At 68.5% G+C, this 21809-nt stretch carries 13 protein-coding genes; 9 read left to right on the plus strand and 4 right to left on the minus strand.

What is annotated here, in order from left to right; all coding sequences use genetic code 11:
* The 4 genes from ACG04R_RS01535 (at position 1) to ACG04R_RS01550 (ending at position 5656) form a co-directional block, all read left to right on the plus strand.
* The gene (locus ACG04R_RS01535) at positions 1–591 is read left to right on the plus strand and encodes an ECF-type sigma factor (protein ID WP_394405883.1); all 591 of its coding nucleotides are present in this window, start codon (positions 1–3) and stop codon (positions 589–591) included.
* Entirely contained in the window at positions 591–3356 is a 2766-nt protein-coding gene (locus tag ACG04R_RS01540; protein ID WP_394405885.1) for a serine/threonine-protein kinase, read from the plus strand. The genes ACG04R_RS01535 and ACG04R_RS01540 overlap by 1 nt, the downstream gene beginning before the upstream one ends.
* 121 nt (positions 3357–3477) lie before the next feature.
* Positions 3478–5181 carry an AMP-binding protein gene (locus ACG04R_RS01545; RefSeq protein WP_394405887.1) on the plus strand — a complete coding sequence of 568 codons (1704 nt, stop codon included), beginning with the start codon at positions 3478–3480 and terminating at the stop codon, positions 5179–5181.
* Between the two features lie 73 nt (positions 5182–5254).
* The gene (locus ACG04R_RS01550) at positions 5255–5656 is read left to right on the plus strand and encodes a hypothetical protein (protein ID WP_394405889.1); all 402 of its coding nucleotides are present in this window, start codon (positions 5255–5257) and stop codon (positions 5654–5656) included.
* An 11-nt stretch (positions 5657–5667) separates the two neighbouring features.
* On the opposite strand, the gene ACG04R_RS01555 is transcribed toward ACG04R_RS01550, so the two are convergent.
* Positions 5668–6573 (minus strand): LysR family transcriptional regulator, encoded by a 906-nt coding sequence (locus ACG04R_RS01555; RefSeq protein WP_394405891.1) that lies wholly within the window; start codon positions 6571–6573, stop codon positions 5668–5670.
* A gap of 158 nt (positions 6574–6731) precedes the next feature.
* Here ACG04R_RS01555 and ACG04R_RS01560 point away from each other — a divergent pair, with 158 nt between their 5' ends.
* The 5 genes from ACG04R_RS01560 (at position 6732) to ACG04R_RS01580 (ending at position 18336) form a co-directional block, all read left to right on the plus strand.
* Positions 6732–8909, plus strand: coding sequence for a malate synthase G (locus tag ACG04R_RS01560; protein WP_394405893.1), 2178 nt, complete (start codon positions 6732–6734; stop codon positions 8907–8909).
* Between the two features lie 289 nt (positions 8910–9198).
* The gene (locus ACG04R_RS01565; RefSeq protein WP_394405894.1) at positions 9199–11781 is read left to right on the plus strand and encodes a TonB-dependent receptor; all 2583 of its coding nucleotides are present in this window, start codon (positions 9199–9201) and stop codon (positions 11779–11781) included.
* A 75-nt stretch (positions 11782–11856) separates the two neighbouring features.
* Complete coding sequence (locus tag ACG04R_RS01570) at positions 11857–13845, plus strand: alpha/beta hydrolase family protein (RefSeq protein ID WP_394405896.1); 1989 nt, start codon at positions 11857–11859, stop codon at positions 13843–13845.
* 434 nt (positions 13846–14279) lie between these two features.
* A complete protein-coding gene (locus ACG04R_RS01575; protein ID WP_394405898.1) occupies positions 14280–17027 on the plus strand; it encodes a TonB-dependent receptor domain-containing protein in 2748 nt (915 codons plus the stop codon).
* A gap of 100 nt (positions 17028–17127) precedes the next feature.
* The gene (locus ACG04R_RS01580; protein WP_394405899.1) at positions 17128–18336 is read left to right on the plus strand and encodes an NAD(P)/FAD-dependent oxidoreductase; all 1209 of its coding nucleotides are present in this window, start codon (positions 17128–17130) and stop codon (positions 18334–18336) included.
* Between the two features lie 3 nt (positions 18337–18339).
* Here ACG04R_RS01580 and pcaF read toward each other — a convergent pair whose 3' ends face one another.
* From pcaF to ACG04R_RS01595, 3 genes are read right to left on the minus strand one after another with little or no spacing between them, the layout of a single operon-like run.
* Positions 18340–19548 (minus strand): 3-oxoadipyl-CoA thiolase, encoded by a 1209-nt coding sequence (pcaF, locus tag ACG04R_RS01585; protein ID WP_394405901.1) that lies wholly within the window; start codon positions 19546–19548, stop codon positions 18340–18342.
* Entirely contained in the window at positions 19545–20957 is a 1413-nt protein-coding gene (locus tag ACG04R_RS01590) for a 3-hydroxyacyl-CoA dehydrogenase (protein WP_394405903.1), read from the minus strand. The genes pcaF and ACG04R_RS01590 overlap by 4 nt, the downstream gene beginning before the upstream one ends.
* The gene (locus ACG04R_RS01595; RefSeq protein WP_394405905.1) at positions 20954–21751 is read right to left on the minus strand and encodes an enoyl-CoA hydratase-related protein; all 798 of its coding nucleotides are present in this window, start codon (positions 21749–21751) and stop codon (positions 20954–20956) included. The genes ACG04R_RS01590 and ACG04R_RS01595 overlap by 4 nt, the downstream gene beginning before the upstream one ends.
* Positions 21752–21809: the final 58 nt, after the last annotated feature.

Raw genomic sequence — 21809 nt, forward strand, 5'->3', positions numbered from 1 at the left:
ATGACCACGCCCGCGATCACCGAACTGCTCGCCGGCACGTCGCGCGGCGACTCGGCGGCGCTGCAGCAGCTCTATGCGGTGCTGTACCCCGAGATCAAGCGCGTGGCCCGCATCCGCCTCGCGCAGAGTGGCCCCGGCGGCCGCGCCGCCGGGCTGGACACCACCGCGCTCGTGCACGAGGGCTTTCTGCGCATGGCCGACCAGCAAGGCCTGCAGGGCGAGACGCGCGGCCAGTTCTTCTCCTACGTGGGCCGCGTGCTGCGCTCCGTCGTCATCGACCACCTGCGCACCGAGGGCCGCGACAAGCGCGGCGGCGACGCGCTGATGGTGACCCTCTCGGCCGCCAGCGAGGTGGCCGCCGTGCAGAGCCAGGCCGTGGACCTGATCGGCCTGGACCAGGCGCTGGCGCGCATGCGCGAGCTGGACGAGCGTCTCTACGAACTCATCGAGATGATCGGCTTCGCCGGCCTGTCCATCGCCGAGGTCGCGACGCTGCGCGGCCTCTCCACGCGCAGCATCAACCGCGAGCTGCTGAAGGCCCGGGCGCTCCTGCAGGAGCTGCTCGGCGACCCGCCCGACACCACATACTGATGAAGCCTGCCGACTGGCAACGGCTGTCCCAGCTGTTCGACGAGCTGGCGGAGCTGCCGGCCGCCGAACGCCGGGCGCGGCTCGCGGCCATGCCGCCGGCCCAGGCCGCGCAGCTGTCGCGCATGTTGTCCGAACTGCCCGACGACGGGCCGGCGACGGTGGCCAGCATCTTCGGCTTCCAGCGCCAGCTGGCCGGTGCGCTCAACGAGCCCGCCCCGCCGGCGCGCGAGGCGCCCAAGGCCGGCGACCGCTTCGGCGCCTGGTGCCTGGCCGAGCTGCTGGGCGAAGGCGGCATGGGCCAGGTCTGGCGGGCCGAGCGCGCCGATGGCCTCTACCAGGGTGAGGCGGCCATCAAGCTGCTGCGCGACGACGTGGCCGGCGCCGGCGTGGCCGCGCGCTTCGCCCGCGAGCGCGCGCTGCTGGGCCGGCTGACCCACCCCGGCATCGCGCGCCTGCTGGACGCCGGCGAGCAGCACGGCCGCGTCTTCCTGGTGCTGGAGTACGTGGCCGGCAAGACGCTGTCCGAGCATGCCCGCGGCCTGCCGCTGGCGGAGCGCGTGAAGCTGCTGGTCAGCGTCGCCAGCGCCGTCGAGTACGCGCATGCCCAGCTCATCGTCCACCGCGACCTCAAGCCCAGCAACGTCATGGTGGACGACCGCGGGGCGCCCAAGCTGCTGGACTTCGGCATCGCCGGGCTGCTGGACGACTCGGGCCAGCAGTCCGACAACGCGCTGACGCAGCTCACCGGCCGCCGCCTGACGCCGGCCTACGCAGCGCCGGAGCAGATCACCGGCGAGACCATCGGCGTAGCGGCCGACATCTACTCGCTGGGCGTCATGCTGCACGAGCTGGCCACCGGCGTGCTGCCCTTCAGCGGCAGCAGCCACAGCCGCACGGCGCTGGAGCACGCGGTCGTGCACCAGGAGGCGCGGCGCATCAGCCAGTCGCTGGACCAGGCGTCCGACGAGACCCTGTCCGGCGCCAAGGGCGGGCCCGGCTGCCCGCCCGACGCGGACGAAGCCGCCGGCGACCTGGAGGCCGTCGTCGCCAAGGCGCTGCGCAAGAACCCCGCCGAGCGCTATGCCAGCGTCGGCGCACTCATCGACGACCTGCAGCGCTGGCTGCAGCAGCGCCCGGTCAGCGTGCGCGCGGAGGACTGGCGCCACCGCGTGCACCTCTGGGCGCGCCGCAACGCGGCGGTGGCGCTGGGTGGCGGGCTGGTGCTCGCGGCACTCAGCGCGGGCCTGGCCGTCAGCCTGTGGCAGCGCAGCGCGGCGCAGGCAGCGGCGCGGCAGTCCGAGCAAGTCACGGGTTATCTCACCGAGCTGCTCGCCGCCGCCAGCCCGGACCAGAACGGCGGCCGCCAGCCCACCGTCGTCGAGCTGCTGGACCGCAAGCGCCAGGAACTGCAGACGCGCTTCAACGACGAGCCCGAGGTCAAGGACCGCATCCTCGACACGCTGGCGCAGACGTACCACACGCTGCAGCGCTTCGACGTGGCCGCGCCGCTGGCCGAGCAGCGCCTCGCGCTCGCCCGCAAGGCCTTCGGCGACGACGACCCGCGCACCGAGGACGCCACGATCAAGCTGGCCGCCATCCACACCGCCGTCGCCAGCGCGCAGCCGGTGATCGACCTGCTCGCGCCGCTGCTGCCGCGCCTGGACGAGCGCGACGGGCAGTTCAACGACCAGTCCTTCCACCTGCGGCTGCAGCTGCTGGGCGCCTACGCGCGGCTGGGCCGCTTCACGGAGGCCGAGCGGGAGTTCGCGCTGGCACGCCGCGCCAACGACGCGCTCAACGCGAACGACGGCTTCGAGCACGCGGGCTTCGCCACGCAGGAGGCCGTGCTGTTCGTGCAGCAGGGCCGGCTGGCCGAGGCCGAGCACGCGCTGGAGGTGACCCGGCCGTTCTGGCGCGCAGCCGAGCCCGAGCGCCTGCGCGCCTCGCTCGTGCTGGAGCGCAACTACGCCTTCGTGCACTGGAAGCGCGCGGCCGAGAGCGCCACCGCCGCCACGGCACGCAGCGACGACCTGGTCCGCCGCTGGGACGCGATGGCCCGGCCGGGCAACCACGCCAGCACGCTGATGCGCCAGCAGCTCGCCATTTACCTGCAGCAGCTGGGCGAGTTCGACGCCGCCCTTGCGCAGCTGGCCCGCGCGCAGGCCGACACCGAAGCCGCTGGCGCCGACGACGCAGTGACCGGCCAGCTGCGCCGCATCCAGCTGCTGGAGGCCCGCGTGCTGGCCGCCGGCGGCGCCGACGACGCGGCCGTGAAGCAGGCGGCGAAGGCGCTCGCCGGGCTGGACGCCGCGCCACTGATCGGCGACGCACGCCGCGCCGAGGGCCTGCTGATGCTGGGCCGCGTGGCGCTGGCACCCGGCGCGGGCACGGCGGGCCAGGCCCTGGCCCGCGAGCTGCAGGCGAGGCTGGACGCACTGCGCCCGGTGCTGGCGCAGGCACGCAACCTGTCGACCCGCATCGCCCTCTTCAAGGCCCGGCTGGCCGGCACGCCCGAGGCCTGGCTGGCCGCCGCGCGCGAGCGCGTGGCCTACTTCGACGCGCTGCCCGAACCGCAAGGCCTGCCGGAGTGGACGGCCCGGCTGCAGCTGGCCTGCGCGCTGCGCGCCAGCGGCCAGCCCGCGGCCGACGCGCAGGCCCGCGCGGACGGCGCCCGACCGTCCAACCTGCGCGCGCTGACCGCCACGCCCCACCCGCTGCTCGACGTGGCCACGCGATCGCCCGCGGACTGCGACTGGCGTTTCTAGAGTCGCCGCCCTAGCGAAACTGGGCAGGGCGTCACGCCAAAACGCGTTTTCCCGCAGGGGACAGGCATTGCCACGCGGTAACTTCGCAGGTTCAGAAACCAAGAAGTACCCGGAGACCCGCATGGCCACCATCGCCGCCGACCAGCTCGCGCTGCCCCGCCTCTATCACTGGGAGCGCGCGGCGGCCAACGCGGTGACGCTGACGCAGCCAATGGGTGGTGTCGGTGGTGCCGAGGTCAAGACTTTCACCTGGGCCCAGGTCGGCGACCAGGTGCGCCGCATGGCCGCGTTCCTGAAGGCCAAGGGCGCCGCCGAGGGCTGGCCGGCCGATGCCAAGGTGGCCATCCTGTCCAAGAACTGCGCCTGGTGGCTGATGAGCGACCTGGCCATCTGGATGGCAGGTTATGTCAGCGTGCCGCTGTACCCGACGCTGGCGGCCGAGACGGTCTCCCAGATCCTCACGCACAGCGAGGCGCGCTTCATCTTCGTCGGCAAGCTGGACGACTGGCCGGCGATGAAGGCCGGCGTGCCGGCCGGCCTGCCCGGCGCGAGCTACGCGCTGTCGCCCGACGACGCGAAGCAGGCCTACGAGAGCTGGGACGCCATCTGCGCCCGCACGCAGCCGCTGCCCGGCGAGGTCACGCGGGCGGCCAGCGAGCTGTGCACGTTGATCTACACGTCCGGCACGACCGGCGCACCCAAGGGGGTGATGCACTGCTTCGGCGCGTTCACGTGGGCCATCGCCGAAGGCCTGGAGCGCTTCCCGATGAGCGCCGCCGACCGCATGCTGTCCTACCTGCCGCTGGCGCACGTGGCCGAGCGCGTGCTCGTCGAGCACGCCTGGCTGAAGGAGGGGCTGCGGGTGTGGTTCGCCGACTCGCTGGAGACCTTCACGGCCGACCTGCAGCGTGCGCGGCCCACCATCTTCTTCAGCGTGCCGCGGCTGTGGGTCAAGTTCCAGCAGGGTGTGCAGGCCAGGATGCCGGCGCAGAAGCTGAACCGCCTGCTGCGCCTGCCCCTCATCGGCGGCCTGATCCGCAAGAAGGTGAAGAAGGCGCTGGGGCTGGACCAGTGCCGCATCGCCGTTGGCGGCGCCGCGCCCATGCCCGTCGCGCTGCTGGAGTGGTACGAGACCATCGGCCTGCACATCAACGAGGGCTACGGCATGACCGAGAACCTGGCCCTATCGCACATGACGCTGCCCGGCAAGAAACAGCACGGCACCGTGGGCCCGGCCTACGCCGGCGTGCAGACGCGCATCGACCCGGCCACCGGCGAGCTGCAGATGCGCAGCCCCGCGCTGATGCTGGGCTACTACAAGGAGCCCGGCCTCACCGTCGACGCGCTGACGCCCGACGGCTGGCTGCACACCGGCGACAAGGTGACGCAGGACGCCGAAGGCTGCGTGCGCATCACCGGCCGCGTGAAGGACTTGTTCAAGACCAGCAAGGGCAAGTACGTCGCGCCCGCGCCCATCGAGGACCGCCTGGGCATGCACCCCACCATCGAGGCCTGCTGCGTGGCCGGCGCCAACCTGAACCAGCCGCTGGGCATCGCGATGCTGTCGCCCCAGGGCCTGCAGCGAGCCGCCACCGACGCGGCCGGCCTGCAGGCGGAACTGGCCCAGCACCTGGAAGCCGTCAACGCGCGGCTGGACCCGCACGAGCAACTCGACACGCTGGTGCTCATCAAGACGCCGTGGACCGTGGACAACGGCTTCATCACGCCAACCTTCAAGGTCAAGCGCAACCGCGTCGAGGAGGCCTACGGCGCGAAGTTCGAGGGCTGGGTGAAGCGGCGGGTGAAGGTGCAGTTCGGGGACTGAAAACCCTCAACGCAGAGGATGCGGCGGTAGTGCCGATGCGAACAATCCTGCGATCTCACCTGCGGGAGGGCGCATGGCCATCAGCATCGACTGGAAGGACAAAGGGTTCGCCGCCGCGCCGGAGCTGAAGACTGCACCGTCGCAAGGACTCGTGATGTATCGGGCGTGGGGCGCCAACAGCGGCGAATGGGGCTCCGGGTACTTCTCGCTTGAGAAGCCGACTTCAGCGCTCGATGCCGAACTGCGGTTCAACATTGCCGACTGGGGCAACGGCATCCATTTCGTCTCAACATTCCGGTTGAGGGAGGGGCATGCCTTCTTCGTCGGCCCGGTCGCTCACGGCCCCCGGGACCTGTCCCGACCAGGCACGCAGGTTTTCGTCCCGGCTCCACTGGAGACCAAGGTCATTCTGGAACGGTCTCGCGAGGTGCTGCGCCAAGACGTCGTTGTGGTCCAGCGCCCAGGCAACACCTAGCGCGGTCACCTTCATGCGCGCCAGTAGTCCGCGCGCCCGTAATGCGCCCGCAGATGCTCCACCCACAGCCGCGTCCTCAGCGGCAGATGGCGCGCCTGCGGGAACACGGCGTAGATGCCGTTGGGCGGCGCGGCGAAGTCGTCCAACACGCTGACGAGCCGGCCGGCGGCGAGGTCGGCCTCCACTTCCCAGGTGCTGCGCCACGCGATGCCGAGACCGGCCACGCACCAGTCGTGCAGCACCTGGCCATCGCTGCAGTCCAGGCGACCGGTGGGCCGCAGGTGCTGCACGGCACCGTCGATCTGGAAAGCCCAGCCGCGCACCTGGCTGGCCTCGGAGCTGAGCGTCAGGCAGGCGTGGCGGCCGAGTTCGTCGGGATGCTTCGGGACGCCCGCACGCTTCAGGTAGCCCGGCGCGGCGACGCACAGCCGGCGGTTGTCGGCCAGCCGTGTGCTGACGAGGCTGGAGTCAGGCAGGTCGCCGACGCGCACAGCGCAGTCGAAACCCTCATGCACGATGTCGACGACACGGTCGCTGAGGTTCAGCGACAGGCTCAGGTCGGCATGCTCGGCGAGGAAGGCCGGCACCAGCGGCGCGACGTGGCGGCGGCCGAAGCCGGCCGGTGCCGTGACGCGCAAGTGGCCACTGGCCTTCAGGCCGCCGGCGCTGACGGCCGCTTCGGCATCGGCCAACGACGCGATGAGCCGCTGGCAGTCCTCCAGGAAGGCCTGCCCCTCAGGCGTCAGCGTCAGCCGCCGCGTCGTGCGCAGCATCAGCTTGACGCCCAGTCGTGCCTCCAACGCGTCCAGCCGCCGGCCCATGACGGCCGGCGCCACGCCTTCCACCTGGGCCGCCGCCGTCAGGCTGCCCTTGGCCGCCACGAGCACGAAGGACTCGATCTGCTTGAGCTTGTCCATGCCGGGATTGTGACGAACTGACAACGCAAACCTGGGAAGAACCCGTCCGATTTGTGCGTTTTACTCACCTATTCCTTTGCGTGCACTGCAGCAAATAAGGGCTCGCGCAAAGGCAAGATGCAAGGCAATCTTTCGCCGAACTCACTGGAGGTTGCCCCATGTCCACCGCCCGCACCACGCTGCACCGCCTGCAGGTCGATGCCGACCTCGCCCGCTTCATCGACACCGAAGTGCTGCCCGGCACCGGCGTCAGCGCCGAGGCCTTCTGGGCCGGGTTCAGCAAGATCGCCCACGACCTCGCGCCCAAGAACCGCGCGCTGCTGGCCGAGCGCGACCGCCTGCAGTCCGAGCTGGACGCCTGGCACGAGGCCCACCCCGGCCCTATCGCCGACATGCCGGCCTATCGCGAATTCCTGCAGCGCATCGGCTACCTGGTCGAGCCGCCAGCCCAGGTGAAGGCCACGACGGCCAACGTCGACGCCGAGCTGGCGCTGCAGGCCGGCCCGCAGCTGGTCGTGCCCATCCTGAACGCGCGCTACGCACTGAACGCGGCCAACGCGCGCTGGGGTTCGCTGTACGACGCGCTGTACGGCACCGACGCCATCCCCGAGGCCGACGGCGCCACGCGAGCCGGCGCCTACAACCCGGTGCGCGGCGCCAAAGTCATCGCCTTCGCCCGCCAGGTGCTGGATCAGGCGGCGCCGCTCGCGACCGGCTCGCACGCCGACTCGACCGGCTACCGCGTCGAGGGCGGCCAGCTGGTCGTGGCCCTGGCCTCGGGCGCCACGACGGGCCTGAAGGACCCTGCCGCCTTTGCCGGCTACCAGGGCGAAGCCGCCGCGCCCAGCAGCGTGCTGCTGGTGCACCACGGCCTGCACCTGGACATCCGCATCGACCGCTCGACCGCCATCGGCAAGACCGACGCGGCCGGCGTCGCCGACGTGGTGCTGGAAGCGGCACTGTCGACCATCCTGGACCTGGAAGACTCCGTCGCCGCCGTCGACGCCGAGGACAAGCTGCTGGCCTACCGCAACTGGCTGGGCATCCAGCTCGGCACGCTGACCGAGGAGGTCGCCAAGGGCGGCACCACCTTCACGCGCCGCCTGAACGCCGATCGCGTCTACACAGCGCCTGCCGGTGGCACGGTCAGGCTGCACGGCCGCTCGCTGATGTTCGTGCGCAATGTCGGCCACCTGATGACCAACCCGGCCATCCTGCTGGACGACGGCAGCGAGATCCCCGAGGGCATCATGGACGCGGTCGTCACGACGACCATCGCTGTCCACGACCTCAAGCGCCGCGGCAACTCGCGCACCGGCAGCGTCTACATCGTGAAGCCCAAGATGCACGGCCCGGCCGAAGTGGCCTTCGCTGCCGAGCTGTTCACGCGCGTCGAGCAGTTGCTGGGCCTGCCGGACAGCACGGTCAAGCTGGGCATCATGGACGAGGAGCGCCGCACCTCCGTCAACCTGATGGCCTGCATCGCCGCCGCCGCCAGCCGCGTGGCCTTCATCAACACCGGCTTCCTGGATCGCACCGGCGACGAGATGCACACCGCGATGCGCGCCGGCCCGATGCTGCGCAAGGGCGACATGAAGACCTCCAGCTGGATTCAGGCCTACGAGCGCAGCAACGTGCTGACCGGCCTGGCCTGCGGCCTGCGTGGCCGCGCGCAGATCGGCAAGGGCATGTGGGCCATGCCCGACCTGATGGCCGCGATGCTGGAGCAGAAGATCGGCCACCCGAAGGCCGGCGCCAACACGGCCTGGGTGCCCTCGCCCACCGCCGCGACGCTGCACGCGCTGCACTATCACCAGGTCAGCGTCGCCGCCGTGCAGCAGGAGCTGGAGAAGGTCGACCTCGCCGCTGAGCGCGAAGCCATCCTGAACGCGCTGCTGACCATCCCGGTCGCCCCCAGCGCCGACTGGACGGCCGAGCAGCGCCAGCAGGAGCTGGACAACAACGTGCAGGGCATCCTCGGCTACGTCGTGCGCTGGGTGGACCAGGGCGTCGGCTGCTCCAAGGTGCCGGACATCAACGGCATCGGCCTGATGGAAGACCGCGCGACGCTGCGCATCTCCAGCCAGCACATCGCCAACTGGCTGCGCCACGGCGTCGTCAGCGCCGAACAGGTGCGCGAGACCTTCACGCGCATGGCCACTGTCGTCGACGGGCAGAACGCCGGCGATCCGGCCTACCTGCCGCTGGCAGCCAACCCGCAAGGCGCTGCCATGCAGGCGGCGCTGGATCTGGTCTTCAAGGGGGAGGCGCAGCCCAGCGGCTACACGGAGCCGCTGCTGCATGCATGGCGGCTGCGCGTCAAGCAGCCCTCATGAGTGCCGTGGCGACGCAACACCGATGAATAGTTGAGCCGAACAAAAGGTCACACGTCGCCCCCGGGCAACAGGTTTATTGCTGCTTGTTGCTGCAATGGTCAGGACATTCCCTTTGGTGGGTTGGAATTTGACGGGTTAGTAGTCACAACACCAACTCAATAGGTAGGAACCCACCCTTTCAGGGAGCTTGCAGCTCTCACACTCAGTAGCGTCTGCGCCGTGGCACCGCGGCTGCAGGACGAGCTCCGGCACATCACGCAGGAGCGGTCTGATATCTCATGGAGCCTACATGTTCAAAACAAACGCATTGAGTGCGGCGGCACTGGCCTACCTCGCCACGATCGCCCTGCCAACCCTGGCGCAAGAACAACCTGCGCAGCAACTGGAGCGGGTCAGCGTGACCGGTTCCGCCATCAAGCGGACCAACGTGGAGGGGCCCGCTCCGGTCGAAATCCTCACCCGCAAGCAAATCGAGAAGACCGGTGCGACCAGCATCAATGAGCTGCTGCGCTCCATCCCGTCGATCGACATCTTCGACCAGGGCGAACTGGCCTCCAACTCGCCGTCGGGTTCGGGCACCGCGAACATCAAGATGCGCGGCCTGTCGAGCAGTGAAGTGCTGGTGCTGGTGAACGGCCGCCGCGCTCCCGTCAGCGCCCTGTACGACTCCAGCGGCGCCGGCGCCGCGTTCGACATCAACACACTGCCCATCGGCGCGATCGAGCGCATCGAAATCCTGAAGGACGGCGGCTCCGCCATCTACGGCGCCGACGCGGTTGCCGGTGTCGTCAACTTCATCACCAAGACCGATTACCAGGGCATCGAAGCGACGGCGTCCTACGGCCAGAGCAGCCGCAATGACGGCAAGGAAAAGCGCGTGGGTCTCGCCGCCGGCTTTGGCGACCTGACCAAGGACCGCTTCAACATCCTGTTCGGCCTGGACTACCTCAAGCGCGACCCGATCCTGCGCAAGGACCGCGAACTGTCGAGCTCGGTGGACTTCCGGCGCTACGGCGGTCTGGACGCGCGCAGTTCGTTCGCGCCCACCGGCAACGTCATCGATCCGAACACCGGCAGCTTCGTCGGCGTGACCTATGCCGACTGCCCGGCGGACAGCCTCAACGGGACCCGCTGCCGTTACGACTTCAACAAGAGCCTGTTGACCGCCTACAACGGCGCCGACCGCCTCAGCGCGATGACGGTGGCGAACTTCCAGGTCACCAATGACGTCAAGGCCTTCGCCGAGGTGATCTATTCGACATCGAAGGACCACTTCGACGCGCACCCGGTGCCCGATTACTTCATCGTTCCCATCACGAACGCGAACCAGAAGCCATACGAGATCCTGGACGCGAACGGCAACGGCACCAACACCGTCTACATCGCCGGCCGTTTCATGCAGGGTGGCCCGCGCATGACGAACCGCAAGTCTGACTTCCTGAACGTCGCCACCGGCCTGGAAGGCAGCGTCGGCAACTACGACTGGAAGGTCAACCTCTCGCGCGGCGAGAGCAAGGTCAACAACCACGACTTCAACTACTACGACGCTGCAAAGTGGGCCGACGCGACGACCAGCGGCAAGCTGAACCCGACCGTGACGACCAACGACGAGGCCTACGTCCAGAGCCTGAAGGTGGATCCGCAGCGGACCGGCAAGTCGGTGCTGAGCACGTTGAACGCACAGCTCAGCGGTGACGTCATGCCGCTGCCGGCCGGCATGCTGCGCTTCGCGGTCGGTCTCAGCGTGAACCGTGAAACCCTCAGCGACCAGCCCGACAAGATCATCCAGGAAGGCAACGTCGTCGGCGGCATTGCCCAATCGGCGGTCGAGGCGTCGCGGACCTTCAAGGCTGTCTACGGCGAACTCAGCATCCCTGTGCTCAAGAACGTCGAGGCCCAGGCCGCGGTGCGCTATGACAAGTACCCCAACGCCAGTGCCACGAGCCCGAAGCTTGGCGTCAAGTGGTCCGTGTTGCCGACGCTGGCGCTGCGGGCGTCCTACTCCGGCAGCTTCCGCGCCCCCGTCCTCAAGCAGTTGTACGGTGGCCAGGAACAGGGCGCCACGACCGTCACCGATCCGGCTTCCTGCACGAAGCTTGGCGTCGCGCTGGACAGCAACGGCGAGTGCCAGGTTGCAGCCTTCCAGGTCAACGGTTCCAACGCCAACCTCCAGCCCGAAAAGGGCAAGAGCTGGAACGTCGGCGCCGTTTTCGAGGCGGGCTCGACCTTCAATGCGAGCGTCGACTGGTGGCGCATCAACAAGACGAACGACATCAGCACCCCGACCATCGCCTCGGCCATCCAGCAAGGCTTGTTCACGAAGAACGGCGCTCGCTTCGACATCTTCACCAACCTGCAGAACTTCGCGGAGCATCAGGTTGAAGGCGTCGACATCGATGCGCGGCTGCGTTTCCCCGGCACTAGGCTCGGCAACGTGTCGGTTCGCAACCTGACGACGTACTACGTGACCAACAAGAGCCGCTCCGGCGCGAGCGATCCCTGGGCCGACTACAACGGCACCTACGTCTACCCGCGCTTCCGCAACAACCTGATCCTGTCGACCGACATCGGCCCCTGGAGCTACAACGTATCGTGGAAGACCGTTGGCGGGTTCTGGGACACCGACAACGCCTACCCGATCGCTGCCGGCACGCGTCGCGTCGGCGGCTACGAGACGGCGGACGTGCTGGTGCAGTACGACGGCTTCAAGAGCTGGGAACTGGGCCTGGGCATCCAAAACCTGATGGACCGCATGCCACCTCTGAGCCTGACAAATGCCAACAGCAACACGTACACCCAGATGGGCTTCGCGGAGCTGTATACCAACCGCGGGCGCTTCTTCTACGTGTCGGCGAAGTACACCTTCCGCTGATCGCATGTGACTTGCTCGAAGGGCGCCTTGCGGCGCCCTTTTTCACTTAAACGACCGAATCCGGAAACCATTGCCATGAACATCCACCGCCGCTCCGTGCTGGGAGCTTCCCTGTGCGCGACCGTCACGGGTCTGCCGCTCGCGGCTGCTGCCGAGGCCGCACCCGTGCCCCCGTTGGTCGACTTCTTCCGCGCCGAGGCGCTGCGCGTCGCCGTGCTGTCGCCCGACGGCAGAGCCGTCGCCGGACTGCGGGAAGTGCGCGAACGCTGGAACGTCGTCATCTTCGACCTCGCCAGCCGCAAGGCCACCGTCGTCACCAACTTTAGCGACGGCGACGTGAGCGGGCTGCGCTGGATCAACAACGAACGCCTACTGTTCTCGATAACCGACCGCAAGCGCGGCAACTACGACCAAATCCCCGGTGGCCTCTTCGCCATCAACAAGGACGCCAGCCAGTTCCTTACTCTCGCTGAGCGCAGCATGACGACGGACCTGGGCGGTCAGAAGCTGCTGCCCGCCGGCACGACCTTCCACTCGCGCGTCGTCGAGAACGGCAAGCTGACTTCCGACGTGCTCGTCAGCGTCGGCTCCCGGCAAGGTAAGGGACGAGCCAGCACCCATCTGTACCGGCTCAACACGCTGACGGCGCGCAGCAGCCTGCTGACCCTGGGTGGACCGGCCAACGTGCAGACCTGGGTCGTCGACCCGGCCGGCGTGCCCCGCGCGGCGCGCGCCGAAGTCGACGATGAGGCCCAGCTGTGGGTGCGCGACAGCGCCAGCAGCGACTGGCGCTTGCTGTCCAAGTCCAGCGCCGAGCATTTCGAATCGATCATCGAACCGCTGGCCTTCGATGCGTCGGGCCGGTTCTACGTCTCGGCCCGCGCCAGCGGCCAGGACATCGCAGCCATCTACGGCTGCGACCTGAAGACCGGCCAGCTCGACGCCGAGCCGGTGGCAGCTATCCAGGGCTTCGACCTCGACGACGGGTTGCTCTTCGACGCCGGCCGCAAGCGCCTCCTCGGCGTGAACTACGAGGCGGTGATGCCCGGCACTTATTGGATCGACGACAAGCGCGCGGCGATCCAGGCCCAGCTCGACAAGCAACTCCCCGACACCCTCAATGCGCTGCAGTTCGGGGGCGACGCCGACATCGAGACCGTACTGGTGCACGCAAGCTCGGACCGCGACCCGGGCCGGTTCTACGTCTACGACGTCAAGGCCGCACAGTTGCTCGGCATCGGGCAGTCACGCCCCTGGATCAAGCCGGAGCAGATGAGCGCCACGCGCTTCCTGCGGTACAAAGCGCGCGACGGCCTGGAGATCCCCGCGCAGTTGACGCTGCCGCGTCGGGGAGCCGGCAAGCCACCGCTCGTCGTGCTGCACTACGGCGGCCCTTGGGTCAGAGCCATCCACTGGCACTGGGACCCCATCGTGCAGTTCCTGGCCTCGCGCGGCTACGCGGTGTTCATGCCCGCACCGCGCGCCTCCACGGGATTCGGCGCCAAGCTGTACCGGGCGGGCTGGAAGCAGTGGGGCCTGGCCATGCAGGATGATGTGACCGACGGCGTGCGCCATCTGATCGACGAGGGTCTGGTGGACGGCAAGCGCGTCTGCCTGGCCGGCGCCAGCTACGGCGGCTACCTGACGATGATGGGCCTGGCCAAGGAGCCGGAGCTGTTCCGCTGCGGCATCAACTGGGTCGGCGTGACCGACCCCAGCTTCATGTTCACCGTGACATGGACAGACTTCAACCGTTTCGGAGGGTCCGACGTAAACCTGCGCCGCCTCATCGGCGACCCCGAGCGCGACGCGGAGCAATTCAAGCACACCTCTCCCGTCGTGCGCGCCGCCGAGATCAAGCAGCCCGTGCTGATGGGCTACGGCGGCCTGGATCAGCGCGTGCCACTGATCAACGGCGAGAAGATGCGCGACGCGCTGCGCAGCCACAACCCGAACGTCGAATGGGTCGTCTACCCCGACGAAGGCCACGGCTGGCAGATCGAGAAGAACAACCTGGACTTCTGGGGCCGGGTGGAACGATTCCTGGCGGCAAACCTCAGCTGAATGGCGTCGTCCTGGACATGGCTTGAAAAGGGGGCGGCACCGCGCGGATGGGGCCGCCCTGCCCAAGCCATCTGCCCCGCACACAAAGCAGCAACACTGTTGCTTTCTTGCCCGAGCAACCGTCCATGGCGGTCGAGAACTGTCGCGAATCCGCGACACACCACCCCACAATACGGGTGTCGATTCGAGCTTTTTGGCCGAGTAAATCAGGAAAACCCTGATATCCGGCAGTGAAGTCGTACTCAATTGGTACGAACCCGTAAAACTCGCCAGCAAACTTTCCTCACACTTCGCGGGCTTTTCCCGGCGCAACGGCCGGGTTGGGACTAGCGCTCGCTACCCATCAGGTGACGGGCTGTCTTCATTGTCAGGAGTTATCAATGCTCAAACGTCATGCCATTAGCGCAGCTGCGCTGGCTTGTCTTACCGCTGCCATGCAGCCGGCCCTCGCTCAACAACAACTGGAACGGGTCGAGATCACGGGTTCCAGCATCAAGCGCATCGCCAGCGAGGGCGCTTTGCCGGTGCAAGTCGTCACATCGGAGCAGATCAAGGCCACCGGCGCCACCAACGTCGCCGAACTGCTGCAGCGCATGCCCGCCATGCAGGGCTTCCAGATCGCCGACATCGCGATCGGCTCCAACTCCGGCGGCACCGCCTTCGCCTCGCTGCATGACATCGGCCAGTCCTACACGCTGGTGCTGCTGAATGGCCGCCGCCTCGCGCCTACGGGCGACGGCGGCCGCGTCAACCTCAGCTCGATCCCGATGAGCGCGATCGACCGCATCGAAGTGCTGACCGACGGTGCCTCCGCGTTGTACGGCTCCGATGCCATCGCCGGCGTCATCAACTTCGTGCTCAAGCGCAACAAGCAGGGCGGCGAGATCACCGGCAGCTTCTCCAATCCGCTGGAAGGCGGCGGCAAGTCGGCCTACGCCAGCGTGACTTACGGCTTCGGCGACATCGAGCGCGACCGATTCAACGTCGTCGCCACCTACCGCCACGACGAGCAGAAGCAGCTGAAGTCCGGCGACCGCGATTTCGCCAAGACGGCCTACGTGCCCGTCACCTACGGTGGCAAGAACTACGTCTACGACCGCACCAGTACATATGCCGACCCGGCCAACGCGACGGTCAGCTTCAAAAACGGTAAGGACAGCAACGGTAACAGCTACCCCTCGACGCTCGCGACCTACGCGCTGAACCCTTACCTCATGGCCAACGGACAGTGCGCGAAGAACAACTTCTACAGCCTGGCCAACACCATCCCGCTGGCCAACGTCAACACGGCCAAGGCAGGCACCGCCCTGTGCGCGTTCGACTTCGTCTCCACGATCGACATCTATCCCGAGTCCAAGCGTGACTCGGCCTACGTGACGGGCCAGCTCAAGGTCACCGACAACGTCAAGCTGTTCTCGGACGTCGCATACAGCCGCTTCGACCTGACCGCCCGCATCGCACCGAACCCGGTGCCTATCGACATCCCCGTTGGCTCGGCGCTGTACAACAAGTACGTTTCGCCCTACCTGACGGCAGAGCAGCAGGGGCGCGTCAGCTCCGTGTCGGCCGCCTTCCGCGCAACCGACTTCGGCACGCGCGACTCCAAGACCGTCACCGATGCCAAGCACGTCGTCGTCGGCGCCGAAGCCGACATCGGCAGCTGGAACATCAACGGTGCGCTGACCTGGTCGCAGAACGCTCTGAACGAGCAGTACATCGGCGGCTACTTCAAGACCACCGAGTTCACGAACATCGTCAACACGCTGGCCATCGACCCCTTCGTGCCGTCCGGCAACCAGACCGACACGGCCAAGCAGGCTATCGCCAACTCGATCTACCACGGCAGCATCCGCACCGCCTCGACGACGCTGAAGGGCGGCGACGTGCGCGCATCCGGCGAGATCTTCGATCTGCCCGCCGGTGCGGTGAACCTGGGCGTGGGCCTCGACCTGCGCAACTACCACTACAAGCAGACGCCGTCGGCCGATGCGGTCAACGGCGTGATCTACAACTTCGCCGCCAACCCGCAGTACGACCTGGAGCGCGACAACACCGGCGTGTTCGCCGAACTGCTGGTCCCCGTCGTGAAGGGCCTGGAGGTCAATGCCTCGCTGCGCTACGACAGCATCAGCAAGATCAAGGACGCCGTGAACAACCGCGACTTCGGCCAGACGTCGAAGGCGACGACCTACAAGCTGTCGGGCAAGTACACCATCAACAGCAAGGTCATGCTGCGCGGCTCCTACGGCACGGGCTTCAAGGCACCGGACATGCTGGACATCGCCCAGCCGCTGGTCTCCAACGGCGTCACGGCCGCCAAGTACGCATGCCCCTTCCCCGACCCGGCCAACCCTGGCGCGGCGCCTTGCAAGAGCGGCAGCGACCAGTACTCGCAGCTGAGCGGCGGCAACGAGAACCTGAAGCCCGAGAAGTCCAAGCAGGCCACCATCGGCATGCGCATCGAGCCGACTTCCAACTTCAGCGCCCAGTTCGACTACTGGCAGGTCAAGCTGCGTGACGCGGTTAGCGGCGTGTCGGCCGACCAGGCGTTTGGCGATCCGCAGAAGTACAAGAGCCTGTTCACGCTGTACCGCCAGCCTGCCGAAAAGCAGGACTACTACGCGTTCATGGCCCTGTCGACCAACATCGGCCAGGCAGTCAGCAAGGGCATCGACTGGGAGTTCGAAGGCCGTGTGGACATTCCCAGCGTCGGTCGCCTGACCACGTCGGTGAACGGCACCTACATGATCGAGTCGTCCTACACCCGCCCGGGCACGAGCAACGACTTCACGGACAGCATGGGTCATTACGGCATCAACGCCGGCGTGACCTTCCGCAACATCTTCAGCACACAGTTCAAGCTGCAGACCGGTCCGCTGACGAACACGCTGCTGTTCAAGTACCGCAGCGGGTACAAGGACAAGCCCCAGACCGTGCGTGACCTGTCGACCGGCAAAAACACCAGCATCACGCTGGATGTGCCCGAGTACTTCACGTTCGACTACCAGGGCGCTTACAAGTGGAGCAAGGCGCTGGAATTGCGCCTGGGCGTCAGCAACCTGCTGAACAAGGCGCCTCCGCTGACGCTGCGTGACTCGTCGGGCCACCAGGTGGGCTACGACCCGCGCTACGCCAGCCCCATGATGCGTACTGTCTATGTGACCGGCACCTACAACTTCTGATGCCGTGAACGGCCGGCTTCGTGCCGGCACCTCGAAGGCCCGCTCACGCGGGCCTTTTTCATTTCGGCAGCGAAAATGCGCGCCGCTTCCTACCCACCACATGACCGCCACTCTGACGACACCCGACGTTCTCATCATCGGCGCCGGCCCTGCCGGCAGCGCCTGCGCGCGGGTGCTTGCCCGGGCCGGAGTCGACGTGCTGCTGGTCGACCAGCACCCCCAGGGTCGCGACAAGACCTGCGGCGACGGCCTGATCCCGGACGCGCACAAGGCGCTGGCCCGGCTGGGCCTGCTGGATGACGTCATGCGCCGGGCGCAACCGGTGAGCCACGTCGGCTGCGTCGGCCCGCGCGGTGGGCGCATCGACGTGCCGGGCACGCTGGCCGTGCTGCCGCGCAAGGAACTGGACGCGCTGCTGCTGCAGGCAGCCCAGGATGCCGGCGCACGCTTCGAGCAGGCCCGCTTCGAGGCGCCGCTGGAGCAGGACGGCCGCGTCACCGGCGCGAGGCTCAAGCGCGGCGACGACATCGTCGAGGTGCAGGCGCGCTGGGTCGTGCTGGCCACCGGCGCCGTGCCCAAGGCACTGACGGCCGCCGGCATGTGCGAGCGCCACACGCCCAGTGGCGTCGGCCTGCGCGGCTACGTGAAGGCACCGCAGATGGTGGGCAGGATCAACGCGCTGGAAGTCGTCTGGGACAAGGCCCTGAGGCCGGGCTACGGCTGGATCTTCCCGGCGCCGGACGGGCACTTCAACATCGGCGTGGGCGTGACCAACTCGCACAAGGACGTCGCCGGCAAGGGCCGCAAGCAGGACGTCAACCTGCGCGCCATCTTCGACGCCTTCGTCGCCAAGTACGCACCGGCCGCGGAGCTGATGCGTGTCGGCGAACTGGTGGGCGAGCTCAAGGGCGCGCCGCTGCGCTTCACGCTGACCGGTGCGAAGTGGACGCGGCCCGGCCTCATCGTCACCGGCGAGGCAGTGGGCTCGACCTACTCCTTCACCGGCGAAGGCATCGGCAAGGCGATGGAGACCGGCATGCTGGCGGCCGACGCCCTGCTGGCCCATCGCGATGACGATGCCGCCGCACGTGCCGCCTACGAGGCCGGCCTGACCGCGCTGAAGCCCAAGTTCAAGCTCTACGAGAACGCCAACCGCGTGAACACCCACCCCTGGCTCGCCGACCTGGTGATCTGGCGCGCCAGGAAGAGCCCCCGCGTGCTGCGGCGCATGGCCGGCGTGCTGAACGAGACCAGCAACCCCGGCAACCTGATCAGCGTGAGAGGGATCAGCCGGCTCTTCTTCGAGTGACGGTCAGACGCGCTCCACGACGAGCGCAATGCCCTGGCCGACGCCGATGCACATCGTGCACAGCGCGTAGCGGCCGCCGGTCGCTTCCAGCTGGTTGATGGCCGTCGTCACGAGGCGGGCGCCGCTGGCGCCCAGCGGGTGGCCCAGCGCGATGGCGCCGCCGTTGGGGTTCACGCGGGCGTCGTCGTCCGCCAGGCCCAGGTCGCGCAGCACGGCCAGGCCTTGCGCAGCGAAGGCCTCGTTGAGCTCGATGACATCCATCTGCGCGAGCGTCAGCCCGGTCAGCGCCAACACCTTGCGTGTGGCCGGCGCGGGGCCGATGCCCATGATGCGCGGCGCGACGCCGGCCGTGGCCATGCCGACGACGCGGGCACGCGGCTTCAGGCCGTGGCGCGCGGCTTGCGCTTCGCTCGCCAACAGCAGCGCGCAGGCGCCGTCGTTGACGCCGCTGGCGTTGCCCGCCGTCACACTGCCGTCGGGCTTCACGACGCCCTTGAGCTTCGCCAGCGCCTCCAGGCTGGTCTCGCGCGGATGCTCGTCGAGCAGCACGCGCAGCGGTTCGCCCTTCTTCTGCGGCACGTCGACCGGCACGATCTCGCGCTCGAAGAAGCCGCGCTGCTGGGCGGCGATGGCCTTCAATTGCGACGCCAGCGCCATGCGGTCCTGCGCCCCGCGCTCGATGCCGAAGTCGGCAGCGACGTTCTCAGCCGTCTCCGGCATCGCGTCAACGCCGTAAGCCGCCTTCATCGCCTTGTTGACGAAGCGCCAGCCGATGGTCGTGTCGTAGACGGCATTGGCGCGGCTGAAGGCACTCTCCGCCTTGGGCATGACGAAGGGCGCGCGGCTCATGCTCTCGACGCCGCCGGCGATCAGCAGCCCGGCCTCGCCGGCGCGGATGGCGCGCGCGGCCGTGCCCACCGCGTCCAGGCCCGACCCGCACAGGCGGTTGACCGTCACACCCGGCACGTCAACGGGCAGCCCGGCCAGCAGCGCTGCCATGCGGGCGACGTTGCGGTTGTCCTCGCCGGCCTGGTTGGCGCAGCCGTAGATGACGTCCTCCACTGCCGCCCAGTCGACGTTGGCATTGCGCGCCATCAGCGCCTTGATGGGCAGCGCGGCGAGGTCGTCAGTTCGGATCGAGGACAGCGCGCCGCCGTAGCGCCCGAAGGGTGTACGGATGGCGTCGCAAACGAAGGCTTGAGTGGTGCTCATTGCAAGTACGGGCTCACGCGGTAACGCTCGCCCCGGTAATGTTGGTCGAGTCGGTTCAACAGCGCGGCGACGGGCGCAGCGCCCCAGTAGGTCAGCCACTCGAACGGGCCGGCCGGGTAGTTGACGCCCAGCTTCATCGCCGCGTCGGCGCCTGCCTCGGTGCAGACGCCTTGCTGCACGGCATCGGCCGCCTCGTTGATGAGCATGGCGATCGTGCGAGCGACGACGAGGCCCGGCAGGTCGGCGACGGCACGCGGCGTCAGGCCCAGTCGCGTCAGCCAGGCGGCCGTCGCCGCGTCGCCGGCGAAAGCGATGTCGCCCGACGGCGCCAGCGGCAGGTCGAAGACCGCCGTGCCCGCGCCGAAATCGCGGGCGCGCCGACCATCGGTCAACCGCAGTTGATGGCCATCGGCTTCCAGGCCCGTCCAGTCGCTGTCCAGCTCTCGCGTGGCCTCCGGCACGTTGGCGGCGAAGCGCTCGGCCAGCTGCCCGCGGCCATGCACCACCAACCGGGCCGCGCGCGGCGGCGCGATGCTGACGACGGGCAGGGCCGGCGCACCTTCAGGGTAGCGGTAGAAGCCGCGCCCGCTCTTGCGGCCCAGGAAGCCGGCGTCCACCAGCTCCTGCTGCACCAGCGACGGCGTGAAGCGGCGGTCGAAGAAGTTGGCGGCGAACACCGAGTTCGTCACGGCGAAGTTGGTGTCGTGGCCGATCAGGTCCATCAGCTCGCAAGGCCCCATGCGGAAGCCCGCCGAGCGCAGGCAGGCGTCGATGAGCTCGGGCGTGGCTGCGCGGTCCTGCAGCAGCATCAGCGCCTCGGCGTAGTAGGGCCGGGCGATGCGGTTGACGATGAAGCCCGGCGTGGAGCGTGTGTGCACGGCCGTCTTGCCCCAGCGGCCGGCCAGGTCGAAGACCGCCTGCGCCACCTCGGGCGCCGTGCCCAGGCCGGACACGACCTCCACCAGCTTCATCAACGGCACCGGGTTGAAGAAGTGCATGCCGACGAGCCGCTCGGGCGCCTGCATGCCGCGGGCCAGCGCCGTCACGGAGATGGACGACGTGTTGGTCGCGATGACGGCCTCGCGTGGCAGCAGCGCCTCCAGTTCGGCGAACAGCGCCCGCTTGATGTCGAGGTTCTCCACGATGGCCTCGATGACCAGATCCACGGCGACCAGCGCGTCGACCGGCGTGATGCGGGCCAGCGCCGCCGCCGCCACGTCCGCGGTCAGCTTGCCCTTGGCGGTCAGGCCATCCAGCGTCTGCGCCAGCTTGGCCTTGGCGGCCTCGGCGGCGCTGGCGCGGGTGTCGAACAGGAAAACCTCATGGCCGGCCTGCGCGGCGACTTGCGCGATGCCGGCACCCATCAGGCCGGCGCCGACAACGAGGATGCGGGCGTTGTGAAGTGTCATTCGGGCGGTGTCCAGCTGGGCTTGCGTTTGGCGAGGAAGGCGGCGAAACCCTCGCGAGCCTCGGAGGTGGTGCGCACACGGGCAATGGTCTGCGCGGTCAGCTCGCGCACTTCCGGCGTCACCGGGCCGGGCGCGAGGCGTGCGTAGAGCTGCTTGATCTCGGCTTGAGCTTGCGGGCCACAGCCGAGCAAGTCAGTCACCAAGGCGTCGACGGCCGTGTCCAGCCCGTCGGCGGGCACGACGCGCTGCACGAGGCCGATGCGCAGCGCTTCGTCGGCGCCGATACGCGAGGCTGTCAGCGCCAACCGCCGCGCCTCGCGCAGGCCCACCGCGTTGACGAGATGCGGGCCGATGACGGCGGGCAGGATGCCCATGCGCGCCTCGCTGACCGAGAAGCTCGCCGCCTCGGACGCGACGGCCATGTCGCAGGCGGCCACCAGCCCGACGCCGCCGCCGAGTGCCGCGCCCTGCACGCGGGCCAGCGTCGGCTTGGGGCAGTCGGCGATGCGCGCCAGCATGGCCGAGAAACGGCGCGCGTCGGCGAGGTTGTCGTCCTGCGAGGCCGCGGCGGCGCGCTGCATCCATTGCAGGTCGGCACCGGCGCTGAAGTGCTTGCCGGAGCCGGCCAGCACGATGGCGCGCACGCTCGCGTCGGCGCCCAGCTGCGCGAAGGCGTCGTCCAGCTCGGAGATCAGGGTTTCGTCGAAGGCGTTGAACACGGCGGGCCGGTTCATCGTCAGCCGGGCCACGCCGTCGGCGCGGCGGTCCAGTTCCAGGGTAGTCCAGGCAGGCATGCGCGGCATTCTGCCTTTTGCCGACCGCGCGGTCGAATAACCATTCGCACGCCCCGGA

This window comes from Pelomonas candidula, assembly GCF_043555985.1.
GTDB classification, from domain to species: domain Bacteria; phylum Pseudomonadota; class Gammaproteobacteria; order Burkholderiales; family Burkholderiaceae_C; genus Pelomonas; species Pelomonas candidula.